Source organism: Cupriavidus campinensis (genome assembly GCF_905397395.1).
Classification (GTDB): Bacteria; Pseudomonadota; Gammaproteobacteria; order Burkholderiales; family Burkholderiaceae; genus Cupriavidus; species Cupriavidus campinensis.
Window position 1 is genome coordinate 176,297 of the sequence record NZ_CAJPVH010000002.1, and the last position, 25,216, is coordinate 201,512.

Genomic DNA, 25,216 nt, shown 5'->3' on the forward strand with positions numbered 1-25,216 from the left:
GCCGATGCCCCATCCGATCCCGCCCCGCGACCTCCATGACGGCTACTGGTGGGAAGACCCCACCCGGCTGCTGCTGTACTTCATCCTGCCGCTCTATGTGCTGATCTCGGTGTCGCTGCTGGGCGACCAGAAGGCCATCGAGCGGGTCTACTTCACCAGCTTCTACGCGCTGGCCGGCGGGCTGTTCCTGGTGGTGTTGACAGTGGCGTCCTACGCGGGCGATTCGCTGGCCCCGCTGGCGCCCCGGCCGCGCGCCGAGATGCCCGTGCACATCCTCGACGCGCTGTTCTGGCTCGCCCTGATCGGCTATCTGGTGATGATGGGCGGCGTGATTGCCCGGCCCGCCGTGCTGATCTCGTTCCTGACCGGCTCCGCCAGCACCTACGACGTCCTCGAACTGAAGGGCCGCATCGCCGGCATCAGCACGCTCACCCAGGCCGGCGTGGCCTACGTGCCGCTCTACTTCTACATTTTCCGCCAGCCGCTGCGTGGCCTGAACCGCTTCAAGGTCTACCTGGCCGTGCTGCTGGTGCTGACGGTGCTGCGCAGCTTCATCTTCGCCGAGCGGCTGGCGCTGGTGGAGCTGGTGCTGCCGTGGGTGCTGATGGTGATGCGGTTCCGCAACGTGCCCCGGCGCAACTGGCTGCTGCGGCTGGGGCCGTTCGCGGCCATCGGCCCGCTGATCGGCTTCTTTATCGCCAACGAGTACAACCGGTCGTGGGAGACGCACTACGTCAATCTCTACGACAACATCTTCGAGTTCGCGCTGGAGCGGCTCGGCATGTACTACTCCACCTCGCTGAACAACGGCGCCGGGCTGCTGGCCATCATGGGCTGGGGCGCCGGCGACGCGGTGTTCACGTTCGACTGGCTGGTCAAGTTCCCGGTGGTGGGCGAGTTCATGCGCCCGCTGGTCGGCAATGGCGACAGCTACACGATGTTCCTGAGCGACTTCGGCGACCCGGAGTTCAACAATCCGTCCGGCATCTACGTGCACTTTCACGAGTGGGGATGGTTCGCGCTGCTGCTGGCGGCGGGCATGGGCTGGCTGCTGTCCCGCAGCTATGCGGGCTGGCGCGCGGGGGATGGCTTCTGGTGCTGCGCGCACGCGGTGCTGCTGGTGTCCCTGCTGGAGATCCTGCGCGTGCCCAACCTGTTCAGCGGGCGCAACTTCGTGCCGCTGGCGCTGCTGTGGCTGATCTTCCAGATGGCCGGCCAGCCGGTGCGACGACGGGCGTCGCCGGTGCCGCGTGGTGTGATCCGTCCCGGTCCGCGCTGACGTCGCCGCCATCATGCCAACCTCCATCCGCGCCACCGCCACTTATCTCCTGCTGATCCAGGCTGGCAACTACCTGTTCCCGCTGCTCCTGCTGCCGCTGCTCGGCCGGGTGCTCGGGGTGAAGGAGTTCGGCGTGCTGGCCTACTGCCAGGCGCTGGCGCAGTACCTGATCCTGCTGACTGACTACGGCCACAATCTCACCGCCACGCGGCTGGTGTCCCTGGGGCGGGACGATCCCAACGTCGTCGCCCGGGTGTTCTCGGCCACGATGGCCGCCAAGCTGACCCTGACGCTGGCCGCCGCGCTGCTGATGGCCGGCACGCTCGGGCTTGTGCCGAGCCTGCGCGAGCACTGGACCATCCTCGCGGCGGCCTTCGTCGGCGTGGTGGCCAATGCGTTCACGCCGATCTGGCTGTACCAGGGCCTGGAGCGCATGAAGGTGCTGGTGGTGCCGAATTTCATCGCCAAGGCAGTCAGCCTGGGGTGCGTGCTGGCATGGGTGCGCGGGCCGGGGGACGCCGCGCTGGCCGCGCTGGGCATCAGCGTGGGCACGGTGCTGCTGGCGGTGGCGGCGCTGTGGGGCATTTATCGGCAGCGGCTGGCGTTGCTGGTGGCGGTGTCGGTGCGCGAGGTGGCCACCTCGTTCCGCGAAGGTTTCCCGGTGTTCCTCTCGCTGGTGCTGGTGAGCTTCTACGTCACCTTCAACGCCATCCTGCTCAACTACTTCCACGGCCCGGTGGCGGTGGGGCAGTTCTCGATGGCGGACAAGATCCGCGTGGCGGCCCAGACCATCTTCACCGTGGTGGGCACCGCCTTCTTCCCGCGCATCAGCCAGTACAACGTCTCGGACCCGGACGCGGCGCGCGCGCTGATGCGCAAGGCGATGCTGGCGGTGTTTGCCTGCGCCGGCGCGCTGGCCATCGGCATCGAGCTGTTTGCCGATGTGGGCATCCGCATGTGGCTGGGCGAGCCGTTCCACGACGCTATCCTGCTGCTGCGGCTGGAAGGCGTGCTGCTGCCGGTGACCAGCGTGGCCTTTGTCTTCGGCAACCTCGGCCTGCTGGCGCTGGGCCGCCACCGGCTGGTGCAGAACATCTACGCCGCCGTGACCGTGCTCCACCTGCTCTACGTGGTGCCGCTGGTGATGCTGATGGGCGCCCGGGGCACGGTGATCTCGATCATCCTGACCGAGGTGTTCGGCGCGCTGGCCTTCTTCATCTGCTACCGGCGCGAGGCGGCTGCCCGCGCCACGGCCCGGAGCGTGGACCCCGTGGCGCCCATCCCCGCCCCGTTTGAACGAGCGACCTGAACAAACTTGACCGACCGACTTGACCCGACCATCGACCTGGGAGATTCAACCATGAACCGCAAAGGCATCATCCTGGCCGGTGGGTCCGGCACCCGGCTGTACCCGATCACGCAGTGCGTTTCCAAGCAGCTGCTGCCGGTCTACGACAAGCCGATGATCTACTACCCGCTCTCCACGCTGATGACGGCGGGCATCCGCGAGATCCTGGTCATCTCCACGCCGCAGGACCTGCCGCGCTTTGCCACCATGCTGGGCGACGGCAGCCAGTGGGGGCTGGACATCCAGTACGCGGAGCAGCCCTCGCCGGACGGGCTGGCGCAGGCGTTCATCATCGGCCGGGACTTCGTGGGCAAGCACCCTTCGGCGCTGATCCTCGGGGACAACATCTTCCACGGCAACGACCTGGCCCGGCTGCTGGCCCGCACCAACCGGCGCGAGGAAGGCGCCACCGTGTTCGCCTATCACGTGGATGACCCGGAGCGCTACGGCGTGGTGGAGTTCGACGAGGACTTTCGCGCGCTGTCGATCGAGGAGAAGCCGGCCGCCCCGCGTTCCAGCTACGCGGTGACGGGGCTGTACTTCTATGACAACGCGGTGTGCGACATCGCGGCGGACATCCGGCCTTCGGCGCGCGGCGAGCTGGAGATCACCGATGTCAACTCGCGCTACCTGGAAGCCGGCAAGCTCAGCGTGGACATCATGGGGCGCGGCTACGCGTGGCTGGACACCGGCACGCACGACTCGCTGGTGGAGGCGGCGCTGCTGGTCTCGACGCTGCAGAAGCGGCAGGGCCTGATGGTGGCCTGCCCGGAGGAGATTGCCTACCGGCGCCGCTGGATCGATGCCGAGCAGCTGGGCCGGCTGGCCGGGCCGCTGGGCAAGAGCCACTACGGCAAGTACCTCCAGCGGCTGATCACCGAGACCCCGCGCGTGCGCTAGGTGCGATAAGGGGTCATTGCTGCCGCAGCGCCGTACGCACCTGCGGCATCCGGGTCCGGTCCGCGCCGGACACCTGTGGCGAGCCGGTCCCGTTGCAGCCGGTCAGGGCGATGCCAGTGCCGTCCAGCGTGTTGCCGTCGCAGGTCCAGGCGTCCGTCGGGCAGTTGCGCACCTGGAGCGACAGCGCCGCGCCGCCAATCGTCACGAACCGGTTGCGCGAGACCCGCACGTTGCACACATTGCCCACGGCCCGGAAGCCATCGTAGGTGGCCCGCGTCACCTGGTTGCCCGCCACCAGCACCCGCGCCACGCTGCCCGTCCCCGTATTGATGTCGATGGCCGCGTGGCCCGCCGCCAGCCGGTTGTTGCCCGGCTGGGTGGCGTTCTCGATATCCGAGATCATGTTGTCCGTCACCTGCACATTGGTCACGCCTGCCGTGCGGTAGCCGTCTTCCTGGGCGATGAGCACCGCCGCCGCCTTCTGCACCCCTTCGATCCAGTTGTTGGCCAGGGTCACATCGGTGCCGCCGACGATGGACGCACCGCGCCCCCAGGCGTTGCCGGCCAGGTAGTTGGCGCTGACGAGGATGTTCTGGTTGATCGTGCCGTCGCGCTGGTAGCTGACGATGCCGATCATGTCGTCGCCGGTGGCGGTGACGGAGTTGTCCTGCACGAGCACGTCGCGCGAGCCGCCGGTGATGTGGATGCCATCGGCCAGCGTGCCGTGGACCTTGTTGCCGACCAGCGCGATGCTGCTGCCGCGCGAGACGAAGATGCCGGCGCTGGCCCCGCCACGGATGGTGACGTCGAGCACCTGGATGCCGTAGCCGTCCACAGACACCTTGGCGGAGGTGGACGATTCGAGCCGCTGCGTGCCGGTGCCGACCAGCGTGACGCCGACCAGCGTGGCGTTGCGGCCGGTGATCTCCACCGCCTGCGCGTCCGGGCTGGTGGCGGTGAGCGTGGCGCCGTAGCCGGACACCACCACCTGCTCGCCACGGATGGCCAGCACGTTGCCCACCCGGTAGTTGCCCGGCGCCAGCACCAGCCGCTGGCCCGGCTGCAGGCTATCCAGCGCCGCCTGCAGGGCAGCGGCCTGGTCGGCCCCGCCGGCTATCGGCTGGACCGCCACATCGGCTGTGGCGCCGACCGCGTCGATCGAGCCGCCCACCTCCTTGCGGCCGCCCAGCCACAGCACGAGCGCCGCCAGCGCCAGGGCCGTCAGTACGCCGGCCGCAGCGCCCTTGCGTTGGCGCCCCGTCATGTCGCCCGGCCTGCCGCGGCATCAGGCGAGACCTTCAACTCGTTTGCGATGGTGCCCATGGCTTTGGTTCTCCGTCCATTTCTCCGTCCAGACCGCTGGTTCGCCGTTGCATCATAGGCGCTGCGCTGGCCCGGTCCGGCCGCTTTGTCCGGCAGGAGCGGGAACTTGGCGGATTTGGACGGAGAATCTGTGGCGTAGGTGCGCTATCCGGCTGGCGTTTGTGCCGTCGCCATGGCCCGCTCCAGCACCCGCGCCACGTGCAGCGCCTCCCGGCCCGCACCATCGTGGATCTGATGTCGGCAACTGGTCCCATCCGCCACCACGAGGGTGTCGCCATCGGCCTTGCGCACGGCCGGCAGCAGCGACAGCTCGGCCATCTTCATCGAGGCTTCGTGGTGCTCGGCCTCGTAGCCGAAGCTGCCGGCCATACCGCAGCACGACGACTCCACCAGCTCGGTCTTCAGGCCCGGAATCCAGCCAAGTACCTGCTCCACGGGGCGAACGGCGTCAAACGCCTTCTGGTGGCAGTGGCCATGCAGCAGCGCGCGTGCCGTGCCGATGGGCTGGAGCGATGGGGCGAAGCGGCCGGCGGCGTGCTCGCGGACCAGGAATTCCTCGAACAGGAAGGCGTTGTCCGCGAGCTGGCGCGCGGCGTCGCCGTAGCCGTACTGGAGGAATTCGTCGCGCATCGACAGCAAACAGGATGGCTCCAGCCCCACCACGGCCACGCCGCGCGAGACGAAGGGCAGCAGCGCATCCAGCGCACGGCGGGCCTCGGCCTTGGCTTCATCGACCAGACCCGCCGCCAGGAAGGTGCGGCCGCAGCACAGCGGCCGCTCGCCCGGCACCGCCGACAGGTGCACGGTGTAGCCGGCGCCCTCCAGCACGCGCTGGGCCGCGCGCGCGTTCTCGGGCTCCATATGGTTGTTGAAGGTATCGACGAACAGCACCACCTCCTTGCCGCCCGCCGCCTTCGGCGTGTAGTCGCCGCCCAGGAAGGCCGCCTGCCAGCGCGGCAGCGAGCGCCGGGCGGACAGGCCGAACAGCCGCTCGCTCAGCGCCGGCAGCCCCGGCACGCGGTCACGCAGGTTGAACAGCCACGGCAGGCGGCTGGCCAGCCCCGCGTAGCGCGGCAGGAAGGCGACCATGCGGTCGCGCGCGCGCAGCTTGCCGGCTTTGGCGTGGGCGGCGCGGACCTCGATCTTCATCTTGGCCATGTCGATGCCGGTAGGGCAGTCGCGCTTGCAGCCCTTGCAGGAGACGCAGAGGTCGAGCGTCTCCTTGACCGCCGGCTCCAGCAGCCCTGCCGGGCCGAGCTGGCCGGACAGCGCCAGCCGCAGCGTGTTGGCGCGGCCACGGGTCAGGTGCTGCTCGTCCCGCGTGACGCGGTAGCTCGGGCACATGGTGCCGGCGTCGAACTTGCGGCAGTGACCGTTGTTGTTGCACATCTCCACGGCCGCCGCCAGCCCGCGCGCGGGGTCCAGGCCGGTGCCGGGCGCGCTCTCGGCCTCGGTCACCGGATCGCGCGTGACGTTCCAGGCCGACCAGTCGAGCGCCGGGGTGATCGGCTTCACTGTGTAGCCGGGCGGGAAGCGGAACAGCGCGGTGTCGTCCATCTTCGGCGTGCCCACGATCTTGCCGGGGTTGCAGCGGTTCTCGGGGTCGAACAGCGCCTTGACCTCGGCGAAGGCCTGGTTCAGCGCCGGGCCGAACTGCCACGCCACCCATTCGCCCCGGCAGATGCCGTCGCCGTGCTCGCCCGAGTAGGCGCCCTTGTACTCGCGGACCATCGCGGCGGCTTCCTCGGCAATCGCCCGCATCTTGGCGGCGCCGTCGCGGCGCATGTCGAGGATGGGGCGCACATGCAGCGTGCCGACGCTGGCGTGGGCGTACCACGTGCCGCGCGTGCCGTGCTTGTGGAAGACCTCGGTCAGCCGGGAGGTGTACGCGGCCAGATGCTCCAGCGGCACCGCGCAGTCTTCGATGAAGGACACTGGCTTGCCGTCGCCCTTCATGCTCATCATGATGTTCAGGCCGGCCTTGCGCACTTCCCACAGCGCTTTCTGGGGGCCGGCGTCGGGCATCTCCACCACCGAGCCCGGCAGGCCGAGATCGGCCATCAGCTCCACCAGCCGCGCCAGCCCACGCACCGTGGTCTCGCGGTCTTCGCTGGCGAACTCCACCAGCAGGATGGCCTCGGGCTCGCCCACCAGCGCGCGCTCGATCACCGGGCGGAAGGCCGGGTTATGGCGCGCGAGGTCGATCATGGTCCGGTCGACCAGCTCCACCGCCGCCGGCTGCAGGGCGACGATATGGCGCGTGAGGTCCATCGACTGGTAGAAGGTCGGGAAATTCACCACGCCGAGGGTCTTGTGCGTGGGCAGCGGCGCCAGTTGCAGCGTCAGGTGCCGGAAGTAGGCCAGCGTGCCCTCCGAGCCAACCAGCAGGTGGGCGAGGTTGACGCTGCCGTCGGCGGTGTAGGGGCGTTCGTTCTGGGGATGGAACAGGTCGAGGTTGTAGCCGCCCACGCGCCGCAGTACGTGCGGGTACATCTCGGCGATGGCGTCGCGCTCCCGCTCGGCGATGCGCCGCACGCCATCGGCGATGGCGCGGTGCGGGGCGCCGTCCGCCGGCCAGCCGGCGTCGAAGCGCACGTCCTCGCCGCCGGCCAGGATCGCCTGGATGCCCAGCACGTTGTGCACCATGTTGCCGTACTGGATCGAGCGCGACCCGCACGAGTTGTTGCCGGCCATGCCGCCGATCGTGCACTGCGCCGCCGTGGAGACATCCACCGGGAACCAGAGCCCGTGCGGCTTGAGCCAGGCGTTGAGGTGGTCGAGCACGATGCCGGGCTGCACGGTCACCGTGCGCGCCACCGGGTCGAAGTCGATCACCTGGTTCAGGAACTTGCTGTTGTCGATGACCAGCGCCTCGCCCACGGTCTGCCCGCACTGGCTGGTGCCGCCGCCGCGCGGCAGCAGCGGCGCCTTGAAGTCGCGGGCGATGTCCAGCGCCAGCCGGGCGTCGGCTTCGTCGCGCGGCACGACCACGCCAATCGGCATGACCTGATAGATCGAGGCGTCTGTGGCGTAGCGGCCACGGCTGGCGGTGTCGAACAGCACGTCGCCGCGCAGCTCGGCGGCGAGCCGCCGGTACAGCGGCGACTGGGTAGCGGGCGACGAAGCGGCGCCGGGCATGAAGCGCAGCGGCTGCACGCCGGGCGGCGTCGGGGTGGTAGGCAGGGCCATGAGCGGGGGATGTCTCCGTGTGCATGCACTGGAGACGCCGTCGCCATGGCCCGTGGCGCGCCTGCCCGCCGTCCGGAGACGGCGCGGCGCGCCCGGGGTCAGGCGGCGGCGTCCTGTGCGCGTTCTAGTTCGGCGATCAGCGCGTCGTGCTTGTGTTGCAGGTGCGCGCGCAGGATGTCTCGCAGGGCGGCGCCGTCGCGCTTCGCCAGGGCATCGAGCATGGCGCCGTGCTCGCGCACGGCCAGATCCCATTTGTCCTGGTCGAAGTTGGAGCGGAAGCGCAGCGCCTGGATACGCAGGTTGATGCGTCGATAGGTCTCCTCGAGGATCGGATTGCGCGCCGCCGCGTTGATGGCGTCGTGGATGCGCCGGTTCAGCGCGTAGTAATTAGGGAGGTCCCGGCGCGCGTGGCACGCCAGCATCTCGTAGTGCATGGCACGGATCTCGACCAGCTCGGCGTCTGTGATGCGCTGGCAGGCCAGCTCGCCGCTGGTGGCTTCCAGCGCGCCCATCATCTCGAACAGGTGGTCGATCGATTCCTTGGACAGCACCACCACCTCGGCGCCCCGGTTTGGCAGCAGTGTGACCAGGCCATCACTCGCGAGCACCTTGAATGCCTCCCGCAGCGGGGTGCGCGAGACCTGGAGCAGGTCGCACAGCACGCGCTCATTGAGCCGGGTACCGGGCGCCAGATCGCCTTCCATGATCATGGTGCGCAGGCGCTGGGCCACCGCCACATGCAGGATCTGGCGGTCTACGGCTTGCGAGGGAGTGGTCGGATTGGCGGTCATCAGGGATCGTGTGGCTTGACAGTATTGTATTCAAAACCTACTCTGGGGCAAGCACGAACTGCATTCCGGTGTCGTTGGCCACGGCCGGAACAGCGCGACGGACGGTCTGAAATCCTGATAAATACTGATTTATAAGGACTTTTTGCGGAATGCAGGGCGCTTGCGCCGGGCAACATTATCCCGCATGCCGGACCCGCAGTGCATCCCCGATTTTTGAATACAAAATTCAAACCGAAGAACACGAGGCGACATGATCCGACTGAACTCCCATCCCAGCGGCCGGCATTTCCTGCAGATCCCGGGTCCGACCAACGTGCCCGACCGCGTGCTGCGCGCGATGGACTACCCCACCATCGACCACCGCGGCCCCGAGTTCCAGCAACTCGGCAAGAAGGTGTTGGCGGACATCCGCAAGGTCTTCCAGACCGCCCAGCCGGTTGTGATCTATCCGGCATCCGGAACGGGCGCGTGGGAAGCGGCGCTGGTGAATACGCTCTCCCCGGGCGACCGCGTGCTGATGTTCGAGACCGGCCACTTCGCCTCGCTGTGGAAGAAGATGGCCGACAAGCTCGGCCTGAATCCCGAATTCCTGGTGGGCGACTGGCGCCACGGCGTGGATGCCGCCGCCATCGGCGCCCGGCTGGCCGAGGACCGCAGCCACGAGATCAAGGCGGTCTGCGTGGTCCATAACGAGACCTCGACCGGCGTGACCTCCGACATCGCCGCCGTGCGCCGGGCGATCGATGCAGCCGGCCACCCCGCGCTGCTGCTGGTGGACACCATCTCCTCGCTCGGCTCGATCGACTATCGCCACGACGAATGGGGCGTGGACGTGACCGTCTCCGGCTCGCAGAAGGGGCTGATGCTGCCGCCGGGCCTGTCGTTCAACGCGGTCAGCGCCAAGGCCGTGGCGGCGTCGGCCAGGTCGAAGCTGCCCAAGGCGTTCTGGGGCTGGGAAGAGATCATCGAAGCCAACAAGAATGGCTTCTGGCCGTACACCCCGGCCACCAACCTGCTCTACGGGCTGTCCGAGGCGTGCGACATGCTCCAGGAGGAAGGCTTGCAGAACGTGTTCGCGCGCCATCGCCGCCATGCCGAGGCCACGCGCGCCTGCGTGAACGCCTGGGGGCTGGAGATCCTGTGCCAGAACCCGGCCGAGTACAGCCCGGCGCTGACCGCCGTGGTCATGCCGGACGGCCATAACGCCGACGCGCTGCGCAAGGTGGTGCTGGAGAACTTCAATATGTCGCTGGGCCAGGGGCTGTCCAAGCTGTCCGGCAAGGTGTTCCGCATCGGCCATCTGGGCGATTTCAACGACCTGACGCTGATGGGCACCCTGGCCGGCGTGGAGATGGGCCTGGCGCTGGCCGGCGTGCCGCACCATGCGGGCGGCGTGCTGGCGGCGATGGAAAGTCTGCGCGCGGCCGCGCTGAAGCCGGCGCTGCGCGCGGCCTGAGGACGCAGCCGACGAAGGTCACCAACGATGTAGAAGAAAAAGACGGGCCGCCCGGTCTTCCGGGACGGCCCGGCCGTACCGCCGATGCGCCATCAGAGCGCACGGTTCACACCAAAGGAGACAGACCATGACGTTGCGTTCCCCCGCACGCGCCGCCGCGCGTGCTTCGCTGCTCGGTATTGCCCTCAGTGTTTCATTTGCCGCTCCCGCGTTTGCCTGGGAGCCCACCAAGCCCGTCGAGATCGTGGTGCCGTTCAGTGCCGGCGGCGCCTCCGACCAGATGGCGCGTTCCATCCAGGGCATCATCGCCAAGCACAAGCTGATGGGCCAGCCGGTCATCGTGGTGAACAAGGCCGGCGCCAGCGGCGCCGAGGGCCTGATGGACACCAAGGCGTCCAAGGGCGACCCGCACAAGCTGCTGGTCACCTCGTCCGCGCTCTATACCGTGCCGATGGTCAGCCAGCTGCCGTTCAACTGGCGCGACCTGACCCCGGTGGCCATGGTGGCGATGGACGAATTCGTGCTGTGGACCAACGCCGAAGCGCCCTACAAGACCCCGGCAGACTACGTTGCCGAGGCGAAGAAGCAGCCCGGCAAGCTCAAGATGGGCGGCACCAGCTCCAAGCGCGAGGACCAGATCATCACCGCGCAGATGGAGCGCAAGGCCGGCGTGCGCTTTATCTACATCCCGTACAAGGGCGGCGGCGAGGCCGCCACGCAGCTCTCGGGCAAGCACATCGACTCCAATGTGAACAACCCGTCCGAATCGATCGGCCAGTGGCGGGCCGGCGAGCATCGCGCGCTGTGCGTGTTCGCGCCGTCGCGCATGCAGTACACGGGCAAGGTCACGGCCACGCAGAGCTGGGGTGACATTCCCACCTGCAAGGAGGCCGGGCTGGACGTGCAATACCAGATGCTGCGCGTGTTCATGCTGCCGGGCGGCGTCACGCCGGACCAGCAGAAGTACTACGTCGATCTGATGCAGAAGGTGGCCGCCACGCCCGAGTGGAAGGAGTACCTCGAAAAGAACGCGCTCAAGAACGAGTTCCTGACCGGCACCAAGCTGACCGAGTTCCTCCAGGCGGACGAGACCCGCCACAAGGACATCATCAAGGAAGCGGGCTTCGTGGCGGCACGGTGAGCGCCGGCGGCGGCGTTCTTTCAACCGGGAGACTCACATGAGCGAACACACCCAGGAGCCGGCCACGCCGGCGGCCATCACGGTGCGCACGGCGGAGATCGCCGTGGCGCTGCTGATCGCCGCCGGCGCGGTCGTGGTCATGGTCAGCAATTACCAGATCGGCGCGGGCTGGGCGCCGGACGGCCCGCAGGCCGGCTACTTCCCGCTGCGTATCGGGGCCATCATCTTCGTGGCCTGCCTGGCCGTGCTGTGGCAGGCGTGGCGCACGGCGTCCGACGCCACCTTCGTTACCTGGCCGCAGCTGCGCCAGGTGGCGGTGATCCTGGTGCCGCTGACGATCTACATCGCGCTGATCAAGTTCCTCGGCATCTATGTGGCCAGCGCCATCTTCATCGCCGGCTTCATGCGGGTCATCGGCAAGTTTGCCTGGTGGCGTGCCGTGCTGACCGGCGTTGCCATCAACGCCGCGCTGTTCTGGATCTTCGAGATGCAGTTCCGCGTGCCACTGCCGAAGGGCCCGCTCGAAGCGGCGTTCGGTTTCTGAGGGGACGGGCGTGGAAGAACTGAACTCACTGATGGGCGGCTTCGCGGTCGCCATGTCGTGGCACAACGTCGGGCTGATGCTGGTCGGCATCCTGCTCGGCATCGTGGTGGGCGTGCTGCCCGGGCTGGGCGGCCCCAACGGCGTGGCGATCCTGCTGCCGCTGACGTTTTCGATGGAGCCAACCTCGGCCATCATCATGCTGTCCTGCATCTACTGGGGCGCGCTGTTCGGCGGGGCGATCACCTCGATCCTGTTCAACATCCCCGGCGAGGCCTGGTCCGTGGCGACCACCTTCGACGGCTACCCGATGGCCCAGCAGGGCGAGGCCGGGCGGGCGCTGACCTCGGCCTTCACGGGCTCGTTCCTCGGCGCTCTCGCGGGTGTGCTGTTGATCACATTCCTGGCGCCGCTGGTGGCCAAGTTCGCGCTGCGCTTCGGGCCGCCGGAATTCTTCGCGGTGTACTTCCTCACGTTCTGCAGCTTCGTCGGCATGGGCAAGGAAGCCAAGGCCAAGATCGTGATTGCGATGTGCATGGGCTTTGCGCTGGCGGCGGTGGGCATGGATACCGTCTCGGGCACGCTGCGCATGACCTTCGGCTCCACCGAGCTGCTGCGCGGGTTTGATTTCCTGGTCGCCGTGATTGGCCTGTTCGGCATCAGCGAGATCCTGATCACGATGGAGGAGGGCGTGGCCTTCCGCGGCAAGCGCGCCAGCATCGACCTCAAGGTAGTGCTCAAGACCTGGGCCGAGCTGCCGCGCTACTGGATGACGCTGATCCGCTCGTCGGTGATTGGCTGCTGGCTGGGCGTGACGCCGGGCGGCGCCACGGCGGCGTCGTTTATGGGCTACGGCGTGGCCAAGCGCTTCTCGCGCAACCGCGAGAGCTTCGGGCGCGGCAATGTGGAAGGGGTGATCGCGCCGGAGTGCGCCGCGCACGCGGCCGGCACCAGCGCGCTGCTGCCGATGCTGGCGCTGGGCATTCCCGGCTCCGCCACGGCCGCCGTGCTGCTGGGCGGGCTGATGATCTGGGGCCTGCAGCCGGGGCCTCTGCTGTTCACCGAGCAGAAGACCTTCGTCTGGGGGCTGATCGCCAGCATGTACCTGGGCAATATCGCCGGGCTGATCGTGGTGCTCTCCACGGTGCCGCTGTTCGCGGCCATCCTGCGCATTCCGTTCGCGATCATCGCGCCGCTGATCCTCGTGGTGTGCGCCATCGGCGCGTTCACGGTGCACAACGCCATGTTCGACGTCTGGCTGATGTTGATCTTCGGCGTGATTGGCTACGTGCTGAAGAAGCTGGACTACCCGCTGGCGCCGCTGGTGCTGGCGCTGGTGCTGGGTGACCGCGCCGAGGATGCGTTCCGGCAGACCATGCTGATGTCCCAGGGCCAGCTGGACGTGTTCTGGTCCAACGGCCTGGTCGGCACGATCATGGCGCTGGCCGTGGCGGTGCTGGTGTGGCCGGTGATCGGCGGGCTGGTGGAAAAGGGCCGGCGCCGGAAGGTTCAGCCGACTTGATCGGCCAACATCGTCAGCCCACGTAGTAGAGGATGCTGACGAACTGGCAGAAGCTGCCCGCCAGGACGAAAAGGTGCCAGATGCCGTGGAAGTGGCGCACGCGTTCGTCGAACAGGAAGAAGCCGATGCCGGCGGTATAGGTGGCGCCGCCGGCCACCAGCCAGTACAGGCCGGCACGCGGCAGGGCGGCGGTGAGCGGATCGAACGCGAACAGCACCAGCCAGCCCATGATCACGTAGATCGACAGGGACAGGATGCGCGTGCGGTGGCCGATCCACAGTTCCTGGATGATGCCGATGACCGCCAGGCCCCAGTTGACGCCGAACAGCGTCCAGCCCCAGGGGCCGCGCAGCGTGACTAGCGCGAAGGGTGTGTAGCTGCCGGCGATGAGCAGGTAGATGGCGCAGTAGTCGAGCCGGCGGAAGATGTCCTTCGCCGGGCCGCGGATGCTGTGGTAGACCGTGGAGATGGTGTAGAGCAGGACCAGCGTGGTGCCGTAGACCACCGAGCTGACCACCTTCCAGGCATCGTGATGCAAGGCCGAGGAAGTGACGAGCACTGCCATGCCGGCGGCCGCCAGGACCGCCCCCGCGAGGTGGCTGTAGCCGTTGAACCGTTCGCCGCGATACATCCCCGAAGCTCCGTTTCCGCGTTGGACCAGCCGGCATTTTGGCATGGATCAACAGAAACGATGTTGCGTCGCCGCAAATCTGACTAGTTCGAAACGTCCATGTTTCTCCCCGCTCCGGCTTGCGCAGCGGGGAGAAGCGCATCCCTGTTACTTCATCGCCTGGAAGAATTTCAGCGTCCGGGCATTGGCCTCTTGTGCCGCATCCGCCACATAGTGCACGCCGTCATTGCGGGCGAAGGCGTGCTGGCAGCCCGGGTAGGTGTGGATCTCCACGTGCGGGCTGTCTTCCAGCGCCTCGATGATCTTGGCCCGGGCTTCGGCCGGCACGAATTCGTCTTCCTCGGCAATATGCATCAGCAGCGGCTTGGCGATGCGGGAGGCCTCGTCCAGATGCTTGTCCATGCCGACGCCGTAGTACGACACCGCCGCATCGGCCCCGGTGCGCGTGGCGGTCAGGTAGGCCAGCAGCCCGCCCAGGCAGTAGCCCACCGTGCCCACGCCGCCGGTCACGCCCGGCTGCTGGCGCACGGCCTGGATGGTGGCGTCGATGTCCGCCACGCCCTTGTCCACGTCGAACGCGTTGTACAGCGCCAGCGCCTTCTTCCATTCCGCCTCGGTCTTGTCGGTCAACTCCACGTTGGGTTCCTGGCGCCAGTACAGGTCGGGGCAGATCGCCACGAAGCCTTCGCGCGCGAAGTTGTCGCAGGTCTCGCGCATGTCGGCGTTGATGCCGAAGATTTCCTGGATGACCACGATGGCCGTGCCGCGCGCGTTGGCGGCGTCCGGCGTGGCGAGGTAGGCGGCGAAGCTGCCGTCCGGTACGGAAAGGGTGATGCGCTGGCCCATGGTTGTCTCCGGTGTGAGGGGAATGGTCCGGAGAAGCTTAGCAAACGGCCATCGTTCATGTGGCGTGAAATGTTGTGAAGCGCGCGTCCCACGGCTTGCCTTTGCCGCCGCCATCGCCTTTGATGAAACGTTTCCGCCCGGCGGCATCCCATCACCGCTGTCCCACCCCCCAACCCCATCCAGGAGCACGCATCATGGCATTCGCAATCGCGCAGGACGGCACGGAGATCTATTACAAGGACTGGGGGCACGGCCGCCCCATCGTGTTCTCGCACGGCTGGCCGCTCTGCAGCGACGCCTGGGACGCTCAGATGCTGTTCTTCGTGCAGCAGGGCTTCCGCGTGATTGCCCATGACCGCCGGGGCCATGGCCGCTCCGGGCAGCCGTCCGGGGGCAACGACATGGATACCTATGCCGATGACCTGGCCGCCGTGCTCGAGAAGGCCGACGTCGAAAAGGCCACGCTGGTCGGCCATTCCACGGGCGGCGGCGAAGTGGCGCACTACATCGGCCGCCACGGCACACGGCGCGTGGCGCAGGCGGTGCTGATCGGGGCGGTGCCGCCGATCATGCTGAAGACCGCCGCCAACCCGGGCGGGCTGCCCATCGATGTGTTCGACGGTATCCGCAAGGGCGTGGCTGACAATCGCTCCCAGTTCTACAAGGACCTGGCGGTGCCGTTCCACGGGTACAACCGGGAGGGCGCCAAGCCGTCCCAGGGCACCATCGACAGTTTCTGGGCCCAGGGCATGGCCGGCGGCATCAAGGGCCAGTACGAGTGCATCAAGCAGTTCTCGGAGGTGGACTACACCGAGGACCTGAAGAAGTTCGACATCCCCACGCTGATCCTGCACGGCGAGGACGACCAGATCGTGCCGATCGATGCCGCCGGGCGGCTGTCGGCCAAGATCGTCAAGGGTGCGGTGCTGAAGACGTATCCCGGCTTCTCGCACGGCATGTGCGTGGTCAATGCCGATGTGATCAACGCCGACCTGCTGGCCTTCGTCAAACAGTCGTCCTGATAGCAGACCCGGGGGGCAGACCGCTGAAACCATAATAATTTTTGCGTTCATCGGTCTGAAAAGCGCTTTTTTCTGCTTCCGACAGCCACCAGACTGTCGGCAGCAGCGCGTCCCCCACCGGTTTGCCCGAGGCTCGCCCCTCCGCGCTGTCCCCTATCTATATAAGAAAGACACCGGAGACAACATGACCCCCACCTACCGCGCCGTCCGGCGCCGCCTGCTGCTGGCCGGGCTTGCCGCGCCGCTGGCCGTCTCGATGCGTAGCGCGCTGGCCGCGTGGCCGGACAAGCCGATCCGCCTGGTGGTGCCCTATCCGCCGGGCGGGGCCACCGATGTGATCGGCCGCATCATCGCCAGCAAGCTCTCCGAGGCGCTGGGCCAGCAGGTGGTGGTGGACAACCGGGGCGGCGCGGGCGGCAATATCGGCGCCGAGGCCGTCGCCAAGGCGGCGCCCGATGGCTACACGCTGCTGATGGGCGCGCTGACCTCGCACTCGACCATGGCCACGCTCGAAAAGGGCCGGCTGCGCTACGATCTGGTGAAGGATTTCGCGCCGGTGATGGTGGTGGGCTCGGTGCCGCTGGTGGTGGTGGTCAACCCCAAACTGCCGGTGCACACGCTGCAGGAGCTGATCCAGTACGGCAAGGCGCATCCGGGCAAGCTGAACTACGCGTCGTCCGGCGCCGGCGCGCCGCAGCGCATGGCCGCCGAGATCTTCCGCAAGGAGGCCGGGCTGGACATGGTGCACGTGCCCTACAAAGGCAGCGGCCCCGCGATGACCGACCTCGTGGCGGGGCAGGTGAACATGATGGTGGAAACCGCGCCGGCCTCGCTGCCGTTCATCAAGTCCGGACAATTGCGCGCGCTGGCCGTGGCCGCGCCGGCCCGGATCTCGATGCTGCCGGACGTGCCCTCCGCCACCGAGGCCGGCATGCCCGCGCTCGACGTCAGCTCCACGTTCGGCGTGCTGGCGCCCACCGGGACCCCGGCGGCCGTGGTCGAACGGCTGAACGCCGCGCTGGCCAAGATGCTCGAGGCGCCCGACGTCAAGGAGCAGTTCCTGAAGCAGGGCGTCTACGCGCTGGCGCCGACTTCGCCGGACAAGGCCGCCGAGCGCCTGCGCACCGAGGTATCGCGCTGGGAAAAGGTGATTACCGACGCCCAGATCAAATCGGATGGCTGACCGCCATCGCCGATTTCCGAATTTTTCTTGATTGTTGTTCGCACACGCCGCATCCATGACTCAGAAACCCAAGGACTCCTCCTCCCCCGCATCGACCGGATCGACGGAATCGGCCGGATCGACCGGATCGACCGGATCGACCCAGGGCCAGCCCGGCGCCACCGGCCTGCGCAAGGGCCTGACCAACTATGGCGACCAGGGCTTCTCGCTGTTCCTGCGCAAGGCGTTCATCAAGGGCTCGGGCTACACGGACAGCGCGCTCGATCGCCCGGTCATCGGCATCGCCGACACCGGGAGTGCGTACAACCCGTGCCACGGCAACATGCCGCAACTGCTGGAGGCCGTGAAGCGCGGCATCATGCTCGCCGGCGGGCTGCCGATGGCCTTCCCGACCATCTCCGTGCACGAGAGCTTTGCCGCGCCGACCAGCATGTACCTGCGCAACCTGATGTCGATGGACACCGAGGAGATGATCCGCGCCCAGCCGATGGACGCGGTGGTGCTGATTGGCGGCTGCGACAAGACCGTGCCGGCGCAGCTGATGGGCGCCGCCTCGGCCGGCGTGCCGGCGATCCAGCTGGTGACCGGGGCGATGCTGACCGGCTCGCACCGCAGCGAGCGCGTGGGCGCCTGTACGGACTGCCGCCGCTACTGGGGCAAGTTCCGCGCGGGCGAGATCGATGCCGACGAGACCGCCGACGTCAACAACCAGCTGGTGGCCAGCGTGGGCACCTGCTCGGTGATGGGCACGGCCAGCACCATGGCCTGCCTGACCGAGGCGATGGGCATGAGCCTGCCCGGCGCGGCCACGCCGCCCGCCGTCACGGCGGACCGCATCCGCATTGCCGAGCTGACCGGCGCGCGCGCGGTGCAGATGGCGCGCGAGCGGCTGACCATCGACCGCATCCTGACCCCGGCCGCGTTCGAGAACGCGATGCGGGTGCTGCTGGCCATTGGCGGGTCCACCAACGGCATCGTCCACCTGGCGGCCATCGCCGGGCGCGTGGGGCTGGACATCGACATGCAGGCGCTGGACCGCATGGGCCGCGAGACCCCGGTGCTGCTCGACCTGAAGCCGAGCGGCCAGCACTATATGGAGGACTTCCACAAGGCCGGCGGCATGGCCACGCTGCTGCGCGAGCTGAAGCCGCTGCTGCGGCTGGACGCGCTGACGGTGACCGGCCGCACGCTGGGCGAGGAGATCGAGGCCGCTGGGCCGGGCTTCGCGCAGGACGTGGTGCGCACGATGGCCGCGCCGATCTATCCGCAGGGCGGCATCGCCGTGCTGGCCGGCAACCTGGCGCCAGGCGGGGCCATCATCAAGCAGTCGGCCGCGGATGCCCGGCTGATGGAGCACGAAGGCCGTGTGGTGGTGTTCCAGGACTCGCAGGACCTGGTCGAGCGGATCGATTCGGATGACCTCGACGTGACGGCAGACGACATCCTCGTGCTGCGCAATATCGGCCCGAAGGGGGCGCCGGGCATGCCCGAGGCTGGCTATATCCCGATTCCGCGCAAGCTGGCCCGCGCCGGCGTGAAGGACATGGTGCGGATTTCGGACGGCCGCATGAGCGGCACCGCGTTCGGCACGGTGGTGCTCCATGTAACGCCCGAGGCCGCCGTGGGCGGCCCGCTGGCGCTGGTGCGCACCGGCGACCGCATCCGCCTGAGCGTGAGCCGGCGCGAGCTGAGCCTGCTGGTATCGGACGAGGAACTGGCGCAGCGGCGCGCGGCATCGGACTGGATCGAACCGAGCGCGCCGCGCGGCTACCTGAAGCTGTTCCTGCAGACGGTGACGCAGGCCGACCAGGGGGTGGATTTCGACTTCCTGCGCGCGGCGGAGACCCGTGGCAAGACGCCGGAGTAGGGCGATGTCAGGGGCGTGTCAGGGGCGTGTCAGGCCCGGGTGGTCCGGAACAGCGCGAGGGCCTCGTCGAGCAGGGCTTCGGCCAGCGAGGCGCGCGGCCCGTGCGTGGCCCAGATCAGGCCCACGCGGCGTACCGGCGCGCGGTCCGGCAGCGGCAGGCGGGCGATCTTGAGCGGGCCGTCCCACATCGGCGCCCAGTCCGGCACCAGCGCCACGCCGAGACCCTCGCTCACCAGCGCGGCGATGACCATCAGGCCATCGACCTCGAGCCGCTGGTGCGGCCGGATATCGTGGTCGCGCAGGTAGCGGTCCGCCAGCTGCCCGCCCAGTACCGAGCGGTCGTAGCGGATGAACGGCTGGGTGGCCAGCAGCGCGTGCGGGTCCTGCCCGGCCAGCGCGGCGGGTGCCACCACCACCAGCGGCTCGGCGATGAATTCGGCCCACTGGTAGCCCTTGGCCACCGCGAACTGCGGTTCCACCACGATGGCGGCATCGAGTTCGCCGCGCACGAGGCTTTCGCACAGTTCGATCGACCGGCCCGGCTTGACGAACAGGTTCACGTCCGGATGCCGCCGGTAGAGCCGGCCCAGCAGCGGCGGCACGATGCTGCCCATCGCCGTCACGAAGGAGCCGAGCCGGAATTCGCCGAGCGAGGCGTCGCCGCTGGCTACGGTGCTCATGTCGCGCACATCGCGAATCACCTGCCGCGCACGCTCGAGAATGCGGATGCCGGCCTCGGTCGGCACCACCGAGCGGCCGGCGCGCCGCACCAGCGGCACGCCAATCTCCTCCTCGAGCGCGTGCAGCCGGGCCGCGATGGCGGCCGGCGTCAGGTCGAGCCGGCGCGCCGCTTCGGCGAGCGAGCCGACATCCACCACCGTCACGAAGCTTTGGAGAAATCTGACATCCATGCCGTGATGCTAACAAATCCCATGACCTTGAAGGGGGCGCCGCTTGGGGCTACCCTGACGCTCGCTTTCCCTGACTATCCATCCAGGAGCCACCATGCCTTCCCCCGCTTTCACCGCGCTGACCGCTGACGCACGCGGCGTCTTCCCCATCGCCCCGACGCCGTTCTTCGACGATGGCACGATCGACATCGCCTCGATCGACCGCCTGACCGACTTTTACCTCGCCTGTGGCGCCACCGGCATTACCGTGCTGGGCCAGCTGGGCGAGGCGCCCAAGCTGGAACATGCCGAATCCGTGGAGGTGGCCGCGCAGATGATCCGCCGGGCGGGGCGACTGCCGGTGGTGGTGGGGGTGTCGGCGCCAGGGTTTGCCGCCATGCGCGCGCTGACCCGCGAAGTGATGGAGCGCGGCGCGGCGGGCGTGATGATCGCCCCGCCCAACACGCTGCGCACGGATGACCAGATCGTCGGCTATTACCGCCAGGCCGTGGAGGCCATCGGCGCGGACGTGCCGTTCGTGATCCAGGACTATCCGCTGACCTTCTCGGTGCAGATGACGCCCGGCGTGATCCGCCGCATCGTGCAGGAACTGCCCTCCTGCGTGATGCTCAAGCACGAGGACTGGCCCGGGCTGGAAAAGATCTCGACGCTGCGCGGCTTCGAAAAGGATGGCTCGATGCGCCATATCTCGATCCTCTGCGGCAACAACGGCCTGTTCCTCGACTACGAGATGGAACGCGGCGCCGACGGCGCCAACACGGGCTACTGCTTCCCGGACATGCTCTGCGACGTGGTGCGCCTCTCTGCCGCCGGCCAGCGCGAGGCAGCCCACGACCTGTTCGATGCCCACCTGCCGCTGCTGCGCTACGAGCAGCAGCCCGGCGCGGGGCTGGCGGTGCGCAAGTACGTGATGATGCGGCGCGGCCTGCTGACCTCTGCCGCCCAGCGCAAGCCGGCGGCGGCGATGACGCCCACGGCCAGGTCGGAGGTCGACCACCTGCTGGTGCGCTTGGCGCGGCGCGACCCGCGCGCGGCCGCCGCGCTTGGCTGACGCCGTTTTTCTTGGGGATTCTCGGACTTGTCCTATATCGCTAAGCCGCGTTGGTTGGTAAGGTGACGAGATACTTGCCTAGCCAGGCACGCCATTCGCATTTGCATGTCGCAATCAATATGAAGCAGGATGGATTTACTTTGGGGATTCAACAATGGGAGACAGGGAAAACCTGATGCGCACGCTCGTATCGTTCGCTCTCCTGCGTGAGGGGGAACGCAAGATCTTCATCTCGCAAATGAACGAATTCCTGCTGGCCTCCCCGAAGATCCGGCAGCGCATCGTGGCGGAATGGCGCGAGCATGCCGAAGGCCACAGGAAGGCCCCCGCTGGCCGAGCAGGGGATTGCAATACATCAGGCCTCTTATGAGTCGCTATGGTATCCGGGTCATCTTTGCCGATGACCACCCTGTGCTCACGCTGGCAAACCGCCATGTCGTCGCCGCCGTTCCCACCATCACCTGCGTGGGCGACGCGCGCAATTCGACCGAACTCGTCGATCTGCTACAACGCACGCCCTGCGATGTGCTGGTCACCGACTACGCCATGCCCGGTGGCGAGTATGGCGACGGGCGTACGCTGATCTCGTTCCTCTCGCGCCGCTATCCGGCACTCAAGCTCGTGGTCATGACCATGATGGACAATCCGATGGTGTTGCGCTCGCTGTTCAGCCAGCGCATCCATTGCGTGGTCAGCAAGTCCGACGACCCGGGCCACGTGGTGCCCGCCATCCATGCCGCCCACCGCGGCGACCGCTATGTCTCGCCGCGCGTGGAGTCGTTGCTGGAGGCCTGGCCGGTCACGGAAGGCAATGGCGCGGAGACGCGCCTGAGCGGGCTCAGCCAGCGGGAACTCGAGGTGGTGCGGCTCTTCGTCTCCGGCATGACCGTCTCCGAGATCGCGGGCATCCTGCGGCGGACCAAGCAGACCATCAGCACGCAAAAGCTCAACGCGATGCGCAAGCTCGGCATCGAGCGTGACGGCGACCTGTACCGGTACGCGAACGAGGTCGGGCTCGTGGCCAGCGCGTCGGGCGCGGCCTGACGGCGGACGTCGTCAAGCCGCCAGCGCGAATCGTGTGAATGGATTGGAAAAATCGGACTAGTTCAATAGATTGCTGGGCGCGGGCTTGCTAGGCTTCGATCTCTGGGAAACGTCTTTCCAGCCTCGAACGGCGCCATGAACGAAACAGATGCAGCACGCGAGGAGGGCACGGTGTCCGCGTCCTCCGATTACAGCGACCTGGTCGCGTTGGCCATGGGTGGCGCGCAGGATGTGCGTTCGCTGCCGGATACATCGCTGGTACGGCACTCTTCCGACGCCAGCCAGCCGATCGCCGACTTGGACGCCTCCGATGTGCTTGGGCAGCTTGCTGTCGAGTACCGCGAGGCGCTGATGTCCGGCGGGCAGGAGCCGAAGCGGCTCAAGCGCCTGGGGGCCGGATGCGCATCGGGTCCGCTACCTCCCGATCCGCTGCGTCTGAATACCAGAACGACATCCGCCGTCTGCCTGTTCGACGACCTGCTGGGGCCACGCCGCATCGACCGTGTGCTGGACGGCCTCGACAGCTTTGGCGCGCAGCAACTGTTTGCGCCGCCGCCCCGGCACGAGATCCTGAGACTGTTCGCCGCCCGCAATCTGCAGACTCGCCGCACTGGCCAGTTCGCGCTGCTGGCACGCCAGGAGCACCATGCATCGAGCATGGATAGCTGGCTCACCATGCCGGAGATCGCCACGGACACGTCCGACGATACAGGAGATCGCCATGCCACCACGTGATGGCGGGTTCCGCAACGCGTACCTCCCCTCCCTGCTGGATCGCCTCCAGGACGATGCCCCGCAGCAGCGCAGCGAGCCGTCCGAGGCCTACGCCCCGGACGAACGCGGCATGCGTCGCATCATCCAGCGCGATCTGGGCCTGTTGCTGAATACCACCAACCTGAACGAGGAACTCGATGCCGAGGCGTATCCCGAGGTGGTGAATTCGGTCGTCAACTACGGCATTCCACCGCTCTCCGGCGGATTCGCCACGGAAATGACCTGGGAGCGGCTTGAGGAGCGGGTGCGTACCGCGATCGCCCGCTTCGAGCCCCGGCTGATTCCGGACACGGTGCGGCTGCGTCCGTTGCGCGACACGTCCGCACGGCGCTACAACAAGATGATGTTCGAGATCGAGGCGCTGATGCAGTGGACGCCTTATCCGCTCGAATTTCGCATCCAGAGCGTCTTCGATCTGGAGCTGAGCAAGGTCTCGCTCCAGTCAGGCCATACCCCGGGATCGGCAGGCTGACATGGATCCGAAGTTCCTCGAGTATTACAACCGCGAGCTGACCTACCTGCGCGAATCGGCAGGCGAGTTCGCCGCACAGCATCCGAAGATTGCGCGCCGGCTGGGTATGGAGGGCATCGAAGTTGCCGATCCTTATGTCGAGCGGATGATCGAGGCGTTCTGCTTCATGTCCGCACGCACGCACCTGAAGCTGGATGCGGAGTTCCCGCGCTTCACCCAGCGGCTGCTTGAAGTCGTCTATCCGAACTACGTGGCGCCCACGCCGTCGATGGCGGTGGCGCGGCTGCATCCGAGCCTGCGCGAGGGTGAGTTCAGCCAGGGCTTCAAGGTGGCGCGCCATAGCGTCATGCGCTCCGCCGTACCGCCCGGCGAACAGACCGCGTGCGAGTTCCGCACCGGCCAGGACGTGACGCTCTGGCCAATCGAGATCGCCGATGCGCGGCTGACCGCCGTACCGCCGGACCTTCCGGAAACCGGCCATCTGCTCCGCCACCGTCAGTTGCGCGGTGCGCTGCGGCTGCGCTTGCGTACGGTGGGCGATATCCGCTTCAACGAGATCAAGGGGCTGGACCAGCTACCACTCTATATCGACGGTGACGAGCGTATCGCCTCGCATCTGTTCGAGCTGATCCATGCGGGCGCCGTGGCGTCCGTGGTGCGGCCGGACGGAGTTACCGATCACCAGCGGAGCCACGTCGTGTCCAGGGCGCCGGTAGCGCTCGAAGGTTTTGAGCCGGAGCAGAGCCTGCTGCCGCTGCGCTGGAACAAGTTCAGCGGGCACAACCTGCTCCAGGAGTATTTCTCGTGCCGGCAACGCTTCTACTTCTTCGTGCTGACGGATCTGGCGAAGGGGCTATCCCGTGTGGACGGCAAGGAGGCCGAGATCGTGCTGCTGCTGGACCGCATGCCCGACGAACTCGGCGTGCATGTCGATGGCAGCCGCTTCCTGCTGTTCTGTACGCCGATCGTCAACCTGTTTCCCAGGCGCACGGACCGCGTGGAGGTGGACCGCAGCCTGACGGATTTCCATCTGGTGGTCGATCGCGCACGTCCGCGTGACTACGAGGTCTACTCGGTTTCGCGCGTCTTTGGGCAGATGGCGCAGACGTCGACGGAGATCCAGTTCAATCCCCTGTACCAGACCCTGCACAGTGACCTTGGCAACTATGGCCGGTACTTCTCGGTGCGGCGGGAACAGCGAATGCTGTCCGGCGACGCCCGCAAGTACGGCACGCGCACGGCCTATATCGGCACGGAGGTCTTCCTGTCGCTGGTGGACCAGGCCGAGGCGCCATATGCCGACGACATCCGCTACCTGTCCGTGGAGGCGTGGGTCACCAACCGCGACCTGCCGCGCCTGATGCCGCGCGGCGTAGGGGCCCATCTGACCATGCCCGATGCGGTACCGCTCGAGGCCGTCAGCCTGGTCCATGCGCCGAGCGCCCCGCGGGCGCCCTACGCGAGCGACGAAGCGGCATGGCGGCTGATCCGCCAGCTCAGTTTCAACTACATGCCGTTGTCGGAACTCGATCACGGCGAAGGTGCGCAGGCGCTTCGCAACATGCTGCGACTGTTCGTGACCCACAGCGAGCGGGAGCAGATCGCGCAGGTCGAGAGTCTGGTCGGCGCAAAGACGCAGCCCGTGGTGAGTCGCCTGCCAGGCCATGGCCTACTGGTGTACGGGCGCGGCGTGCGTTGCGAGTTGACGGTGGACGAGAGCGGATTTTCCGGGGCCAGCCCCTACCTGTTCGGCCTGATCCTGGAGCACTATCTCGCGCGCCACGTGGCGATCAACGTCTTTTCAGAAACCGAACTGCATTCGATGCAACGGGGCCTGATCACGCGCTGGGCACCCCGGATGGGAGGTCGCGGTGCCGTATAGGCCTGTGAAAGTGCCTCCGAACGCCGCGTTGCAGCCGGATGCG

At 67.5% G+C, this 25,216-nt stretch carries 22 protein-coding genes; 16 read left to right on the forward strand and 6 right to left on the reverse strand.

Going from position 1 to position 25,216, the window contains the following annotated elements; genetic code table 11:
* The first annotated feature begins 4 nt into the window (after positions 1 to 4).
* From KHO18_RS02340 to rfbA, 3 genes are read left to right on the forward strand one after another with little or no spacing between them, the layout of a single operon-like run.
* Complete coding sequence (locus tag KHO18_RS02340) at positions 5 to 1,279, forward strand: oligosaccharide repeat unit polymerase (RefSeq protein WP_144197588.1); 1,275 nt, start codon at positions 5 to 7, stop codon at positions 1,277 to 1,279.
* Positions 1,280 to 1,292: 13 nt separating this feature from the next.
* A complete protein-coding gene (locus KHO18_RS02345) occupies positions 1,293 to 2,588 on the forward strand; it encodes an oligosaccharide flippase family protein (RefSeq protein WP_144197589.1) in 1,296 nt (431 codons plus the stop codon).
* 51 nt (positions 2,589 to 2,639) lie between these two features.
* Entirely contained in the window at positions 2,640 to 3,527 is an 888-nt protein-coding gene (rfbA, locus tag KHO18_RS02350) for a glucose-1-phosphate thymidylyltransferase RfbA (RefSeq protein ID WP_211942720.1), read from the forward strand.
* Between the two features lie 13 nt (positions 3,528 to 3,540).
* Here the strand turns inward: rfbA and KHO18_RS02355 are convergent, their stop codons facing one another.
* The 3 genes from KHO18_RS02355 to KHO18_RS02365 form a co-directional block, all read right to left on the reverse strand.
* Positions 3,541 to 4,791, reverse strand: coding sequence for a right-handed parallel beta-helix repeat-containing protein (locus tag KHO18_RS02355; protein ID WP_144197591.1), 1,251 nt, complete (start codon positions 4,789 to 4,791; stop codon positions 3,541 to 3,543).
* A gap of 203 nt (positions 4,792 to 4,994) precedes the next feature.
* Positions 4,995 to 8,039, reverse strand: a complete 3,045-nt coding sequence (locus KHO18_RS02360; RefSeq protein WP_144197592.1) for an FAD-binding and (Fe-S)-binding domain-containing protein — start codon at positions 8,037 to 8,039, stop codon at positions 4,995 to 4,997.
* Positions 8,040 to 8,137: 98 nt separating this feature from the next.
* Complete coding sequence (locus KHO18_RS02365; protein WP_149138446.1) at positions 8,138 to 8,830, reverse strand: GntR family transcriptional regulator; 693 nt, start codon at positions 8,828 to 8,830, stop codon at positions 8,138 to 8,140.
* 250 nt (positions 8,831 to 9,080) lie between these two features.
* Between KHO18_RS02365 and KHO18_RS02370 the strand changes: the two genes are divergently transcribed.
* The 4 genes from KHO18_RS02370 to KHO18_RS02385 all read left to right on the forward strand — a co-directional run bounded on the left by KHO18_RS02370 (position 9,081) and on the right by KHO18_RS02385 (position 13,490).
* A complete protein-coding gene (locus KHO18_RS02370) occupies positions 9,081 to 10,286 on the forward strand; it encodes a pyridoxal-phosphate-dependent aminotransferase family protein (protein WP_144197594.1) in 1,206 nt (401 codons plus the stop codon).
* 127 nt (positions 10,287 to 10,413) lie between these two features.
* A complete protein-coding gene (locus KHO18_RS02375) occupies positions 10,414 to 11,427 on the forward strand; it encodes a Bug family tripartite tricarboxylate transporter substrate binding protein (RefSeq protein ID WP_144197595.1) in 1,014 nt (337 codons plus the stop codon).
* A gap of 37 nt (positions 11,428 to 11,464) precedes the next feature.
* The gene (locus KHO18_RS02380; protein ID WP_211942721.1) at positions 11,465 to 11,971 is read left to right on the forward strand and encodes a tripartite tricarboxylate transporter TctB family protein; all 507 of its coding nucleotides are present in this window, start codon (positions 11,465 to 11,467) and stop codon (positions 11,969 to 11,971) included.
* A gap of 10 nt (positions 11,972 to 11,981) precedes the next feature.
* Complete coding sequence (locus tag KHO18_RS02385; protein WP_144197597.1) at positions 11,982 to 13,490, forward strand: tripartite tricarboxylate transporter permease; 1,509 nt, start codon at positions 11,982 to 11,984, stop codon at positions 13,488 to 13,490.
* 13 nt (positions 13,491 to 13,503) lie between these two features.
* Here the strand turns inward: KHO18_RS02385 and trhA are convergent, their stop codons facing one another.
* Together trhA and KHO18_RS02395 are read right to left on the reverse strand one after the other, a co-directional pair.
* Complete coding sequence (gene trhA / locus KHO18_RS02390) at positions 13,504 to 14,121, reverse strand: PAQR family membrane homeostasis protein TrhA (protein ID WP_144197598.1); 618 nt, start codon at positions 14,119 to 14,121, stop codon at positions 13,504 to 13,506.
* Positions 14,122 to 14,268: 147 nt separating this feature from the next.
* Complete coding sequence (locus KHO18_RS02395) at positions 14,269 to 14,967, reverse strand: dienelactone hydrolase family protein (RefSeq protein ID WP_211942722.1); 699 nt, start codon at positions 14,965 to 14,967, stop codon at positions 14,269 to 14,271.
* A 194-nt stretch (positions 14,968 to 15,161) separates the two neighbouring features.
* Between KHO18_RS02395 and KHO18_RS02400 the strand changes: the two genes are divergently transcribed.
* The 3 genes from KHO18_RS02400 to KHO18_RS02410 all read left to right on the forward strand — a co-directional run bounded on the left by KHO18_RS02400 (position 15,162) and on the right by KHO18_RS02410 (position 19,039).
* Positions 15,162 to 15,989, forward strand: a complete 828-nt coding sequence (locus KHO18_RS02400) for an alpha/beta fold hydrolase (protein WP_144197600.1) — start codon at positions 15,162 to 15,164, stop codon at positions 15,987 to 15,989.
* A gap of 184 nt (positions 15,990 to 16,173) precedes the next feature.
* Entirely contained in the window at positions 16,174 to 17,172 is a 999-nt protein-coding gene (locus KHO18_RS02405) for a Bug family tripartite tricarboxylate transporter substrate binding protein (protein WP_211942723.1), read from the forward strand.
* Positions 17,173 to 17,227: 55 nt separating this feature from the next.
* Positions 17,228 to 19,039, forward strand: coding sequence for an IlvD/Edd family dehydratase (locus KHO18_RS02410; protein WP_244844474.1), 1,812 nt, complete (start codon positions 17,228 to 17,230; stop codon positions 19,037 to 19,039).
* Positions 19,040 to 19,068: 29 nt separating this feature from the next.
* On the opposite strand, the gene KHO18_RS02415 is transcribed toward KHO18_RS02410, so the two are convergent.
* The gene (locus tag KHO18_RS02415; protein ID WP_144197602.1) at positions 19,069 to 19,950 is read right to left on the reverse strand and encodes a LysR family transcriptional regulator; all 882 of its coding nucleotides are present in this window, start codon (positions 19,948 to 19,950) and stop codon (positions 19,069 to 19,071) included.
* Between the two features lie 94 nt (positions 19,951 to 20,044).
* Here KHO18_RS02415 and KHO18_RS02420 point away from each other — a divergent pair, with 94 nt between their 5' ends.
* The 6 genes from KHO18_RS02420 (at position 20,045) to tssF (ending at position 25,173) form a co-directional block, all read left to right on the forward strand.
* Positions 20,045 to 21,001, forward strand: coding sequence for a dihydrodipicolinate synthase family protein (locus KHO18_RS02420; RefSeq protein ID WP_144197603.1), 957 nt, complete (start codon positions 20,045 to 20,047; stop codon positions 20,999 to 21,001).
* A 175-nt stretch (positions 21,002 to 21,176) separates the two neighbouring features.
* Entirely contained in the window at positions 21,177 to 21,371 is a 195-nt protein-coding gene (locus KHO18_RS02425) for a hypothetical protein (protein WP_144197604.1), read from the forward strand.
* Positions 21,368 to 22,045: a LuxR C-terminal-related transcriptional regulator gene (locus KHO18_RS02430; RefSeq protein ID WP_144197605.1), complete on the forward strand. Its 678-nt coding sequence runs from the start codon at positions 21,368 to 21,370 to the stop codon at positions 22,043 to 22,045. Before KHO18_RS02425 ends, KHO18_RS02430 begins: the two co-directional genes overlap by 4 nt.
* 135 nt (positions 22,046 to 22,180) lie before the next feature.
* On the forward strand, positions 22,181 to 22,780 hold the full coding sequence (locus KHO18_RS02435) for a TagK domain-containing protein (RefSeq protein ID WP_144197606.1): 600 nt from the start codon (positions 22,181 to 22,183) through the stop codon (positions 22,778 to 22,780).
* Entirely contained in the window at positions 22,767 to 23,291 is a 525-nt protein-coding gene (gene tssE, locus KHO18_RS02440) for a type VI secretion system baseplate subunit TssE (RefSeq protein WP_144197607.1), read from the forward strand. Before KHO18_RS02435 ends, tssE begins: the two co-directional genes overlap by 14 nt.
* 1 nt (position 23,292) lies before the next feature.
* Positions 23,293 to 25,173 carry a type VI secretion system baseplate subunit TssF gene (gene tssF / locus KHO18_RS02445; RefSeq protein WP_144197608.1) on the forward strand — a complete coding sequence of 627 codons (1,881 nt, stop codon included), beginning with the start codon at positions 23,293 to 23,295 and terminating at the stop codon, positions 25,171 to 25,173.
* Positions 25,174 to 25,216 lie beyond the last annotated feature (43 nt).

What these genes read in the sequence shown, in the direction of transcription:
- KHO18_RS02400 (WP_144197600.1), top strand. Translation starts at nt 15,162, where the DNA reads ATGGCATTCGCAATCGCGCAGGACGGCACGGAGATCTATTACAAGGAC.
- KHO18_RS02405 (WP_211942723.1), top strand. Translation starts at nt 16,174, where the DNA reads ATGACCCCCACCTACCGCGCCGTCCGGCGCCGCCTGCTGCTGGCCGGG.
- KHO18_RS02380 (WP_211942721.1), top strand. Translation starts at nt 11,465, where the DNA reads ATGAGCGAACACACCCAGGAGCCGGCCACGCCGGCGGCCATCACGGTG.
- KHO18_RS02375 (WP_144197595.1), top strand. Translation starts at nt 10,414, where the DNA reads ATGACGTTGCGTTCCCCCGCACGCGCCGCCGCGCGTGCTTCGCTGCTC.
- KHO18_RS02370 (WP_144197594.1), top strand. Translation starts at nt 9,081, where the DNA reads ATGATCCGACTGAACTCCCATCCCAGCGGCCGGCATTTCCTGCAGATC.
- rfbA (WP_211942720.1), top strand. Translation starts at nt 2,640, where the DNA reads ATGAACCGCAAAGGCATCATCCTGGCCGGTGGGTCCGGCACCCGGCTG.
- KHO18_RS02340 (WP_144197588.1), top strand. Translation starts at nt 5, where the DNA reads ATGCCCCATCCGATCCCGCCCCGCGACCTCCATGACGGCTACTGGTGG.
- KHO18_RS02345 (WP_144197589.1), top strand. Translation starts at nt 1,293, where the DNA reads ATGCCAACCTCCATCCGCGCCACCGCCACTTATCTCCTGCTGATCCAG.
- KHO18_RS02365 (WP_149138446.1), bottom strand. Translation starts at nt 8,830, where the DNA reads ATGACCGCCAATCCGACCACTCCCTCGCAAGCCGTAGACCGCCAGATC.
- trhA (WP_144197598.1), bottom strand. Translation starts at nt 14,121, where the DNA reads ATGTATCGCGGCGAACGGTTCAACGGCTACAGCCACCTCGCGGGGGCG.
- KHO18_RS02430 (WP_144197605.1), top strand. Translation starts at nt 21,368, where the DNA reads ATGAGTCGCTATGGTATCCGGGTCATCTTTGCCGATGACCACCCTGTG.
- tssE (WP_144197607.1), top strand. Translation starts at nt 22,767, where the DNA reads ATGCCACCACGTGATGGCGGGTTCCGCAACGCGTACCTCCCCTCCCTG.
- KHO18_RS02435 (WP_144197606.1), top strand. Translation starts at nt 22,181, where the DNA reads ATGAACGAAACAGATGCAGCACGCGAGGAGGGCACGGTGTCCGCGTCC.
- KHO18_RS02415 (WP_144197602.1), bottom strand. Translation starts at nt 19,950, where the DNA reads ATGGATGTCAGATTTCTCCAAAGCTTCGTGACGGTGGTGGATGTCGGC.
- KHO18_RS02425 (WP_144197604.1), top strand. Translation starts at nt 21,177, where the DNA reads ATGCGCACGCTCGTATCGTTCGCTCTCCTGCGTGAGGGGGAACGCAAG.
- KHO18_RS02360 (WP_144197592.1), bottom strand. Translation starts at nt 8,039, where the DNA reads ATGGCCCTGCCTACCACCCCGACGCCGCCCGGCGTGCAGCCGCTGCGC.
- tssF (WP_144197608.1), top strand. Translation starts at nt 23,293, where the DNA reads ATGGATCCGAAGTTCCTCGAGTATTACAACCGCGAGCTGACCTACCTG.
- KHO18_RS02395 (WP_211942722.1), bottom strand. Translation starts at nt 14,967, where the DNA reads ATGGGCCAGCGCATCACCCTTTCCGTACCGGACGGCAGCTTCGCCGCC.
- KHO18_RS02355 (WP_144197591.1), bottom strand. Translation starts at nt 4,791, where the DNA reads ATGACGGGGCGCCAACGCAAGGGCGCTGCGGCCGGCGTACTGACGGCC.
- KHO18_RS02420 (WP_144197603.1), top strand. Translation starts at nt 20,045, where the DNA reads ATGCCTTCCCCCGCTTTCACCGCGCTGACCGCTGACGCACGCGGCGTC.
- KHO18_RS02410 (WP_244844474.1), top strand. Translation starts at nt 17,228, where the DNA reads ATGACTCAGAAACCCAAGGACTCCTCCTCCCCCGCATCGACCGGATCG.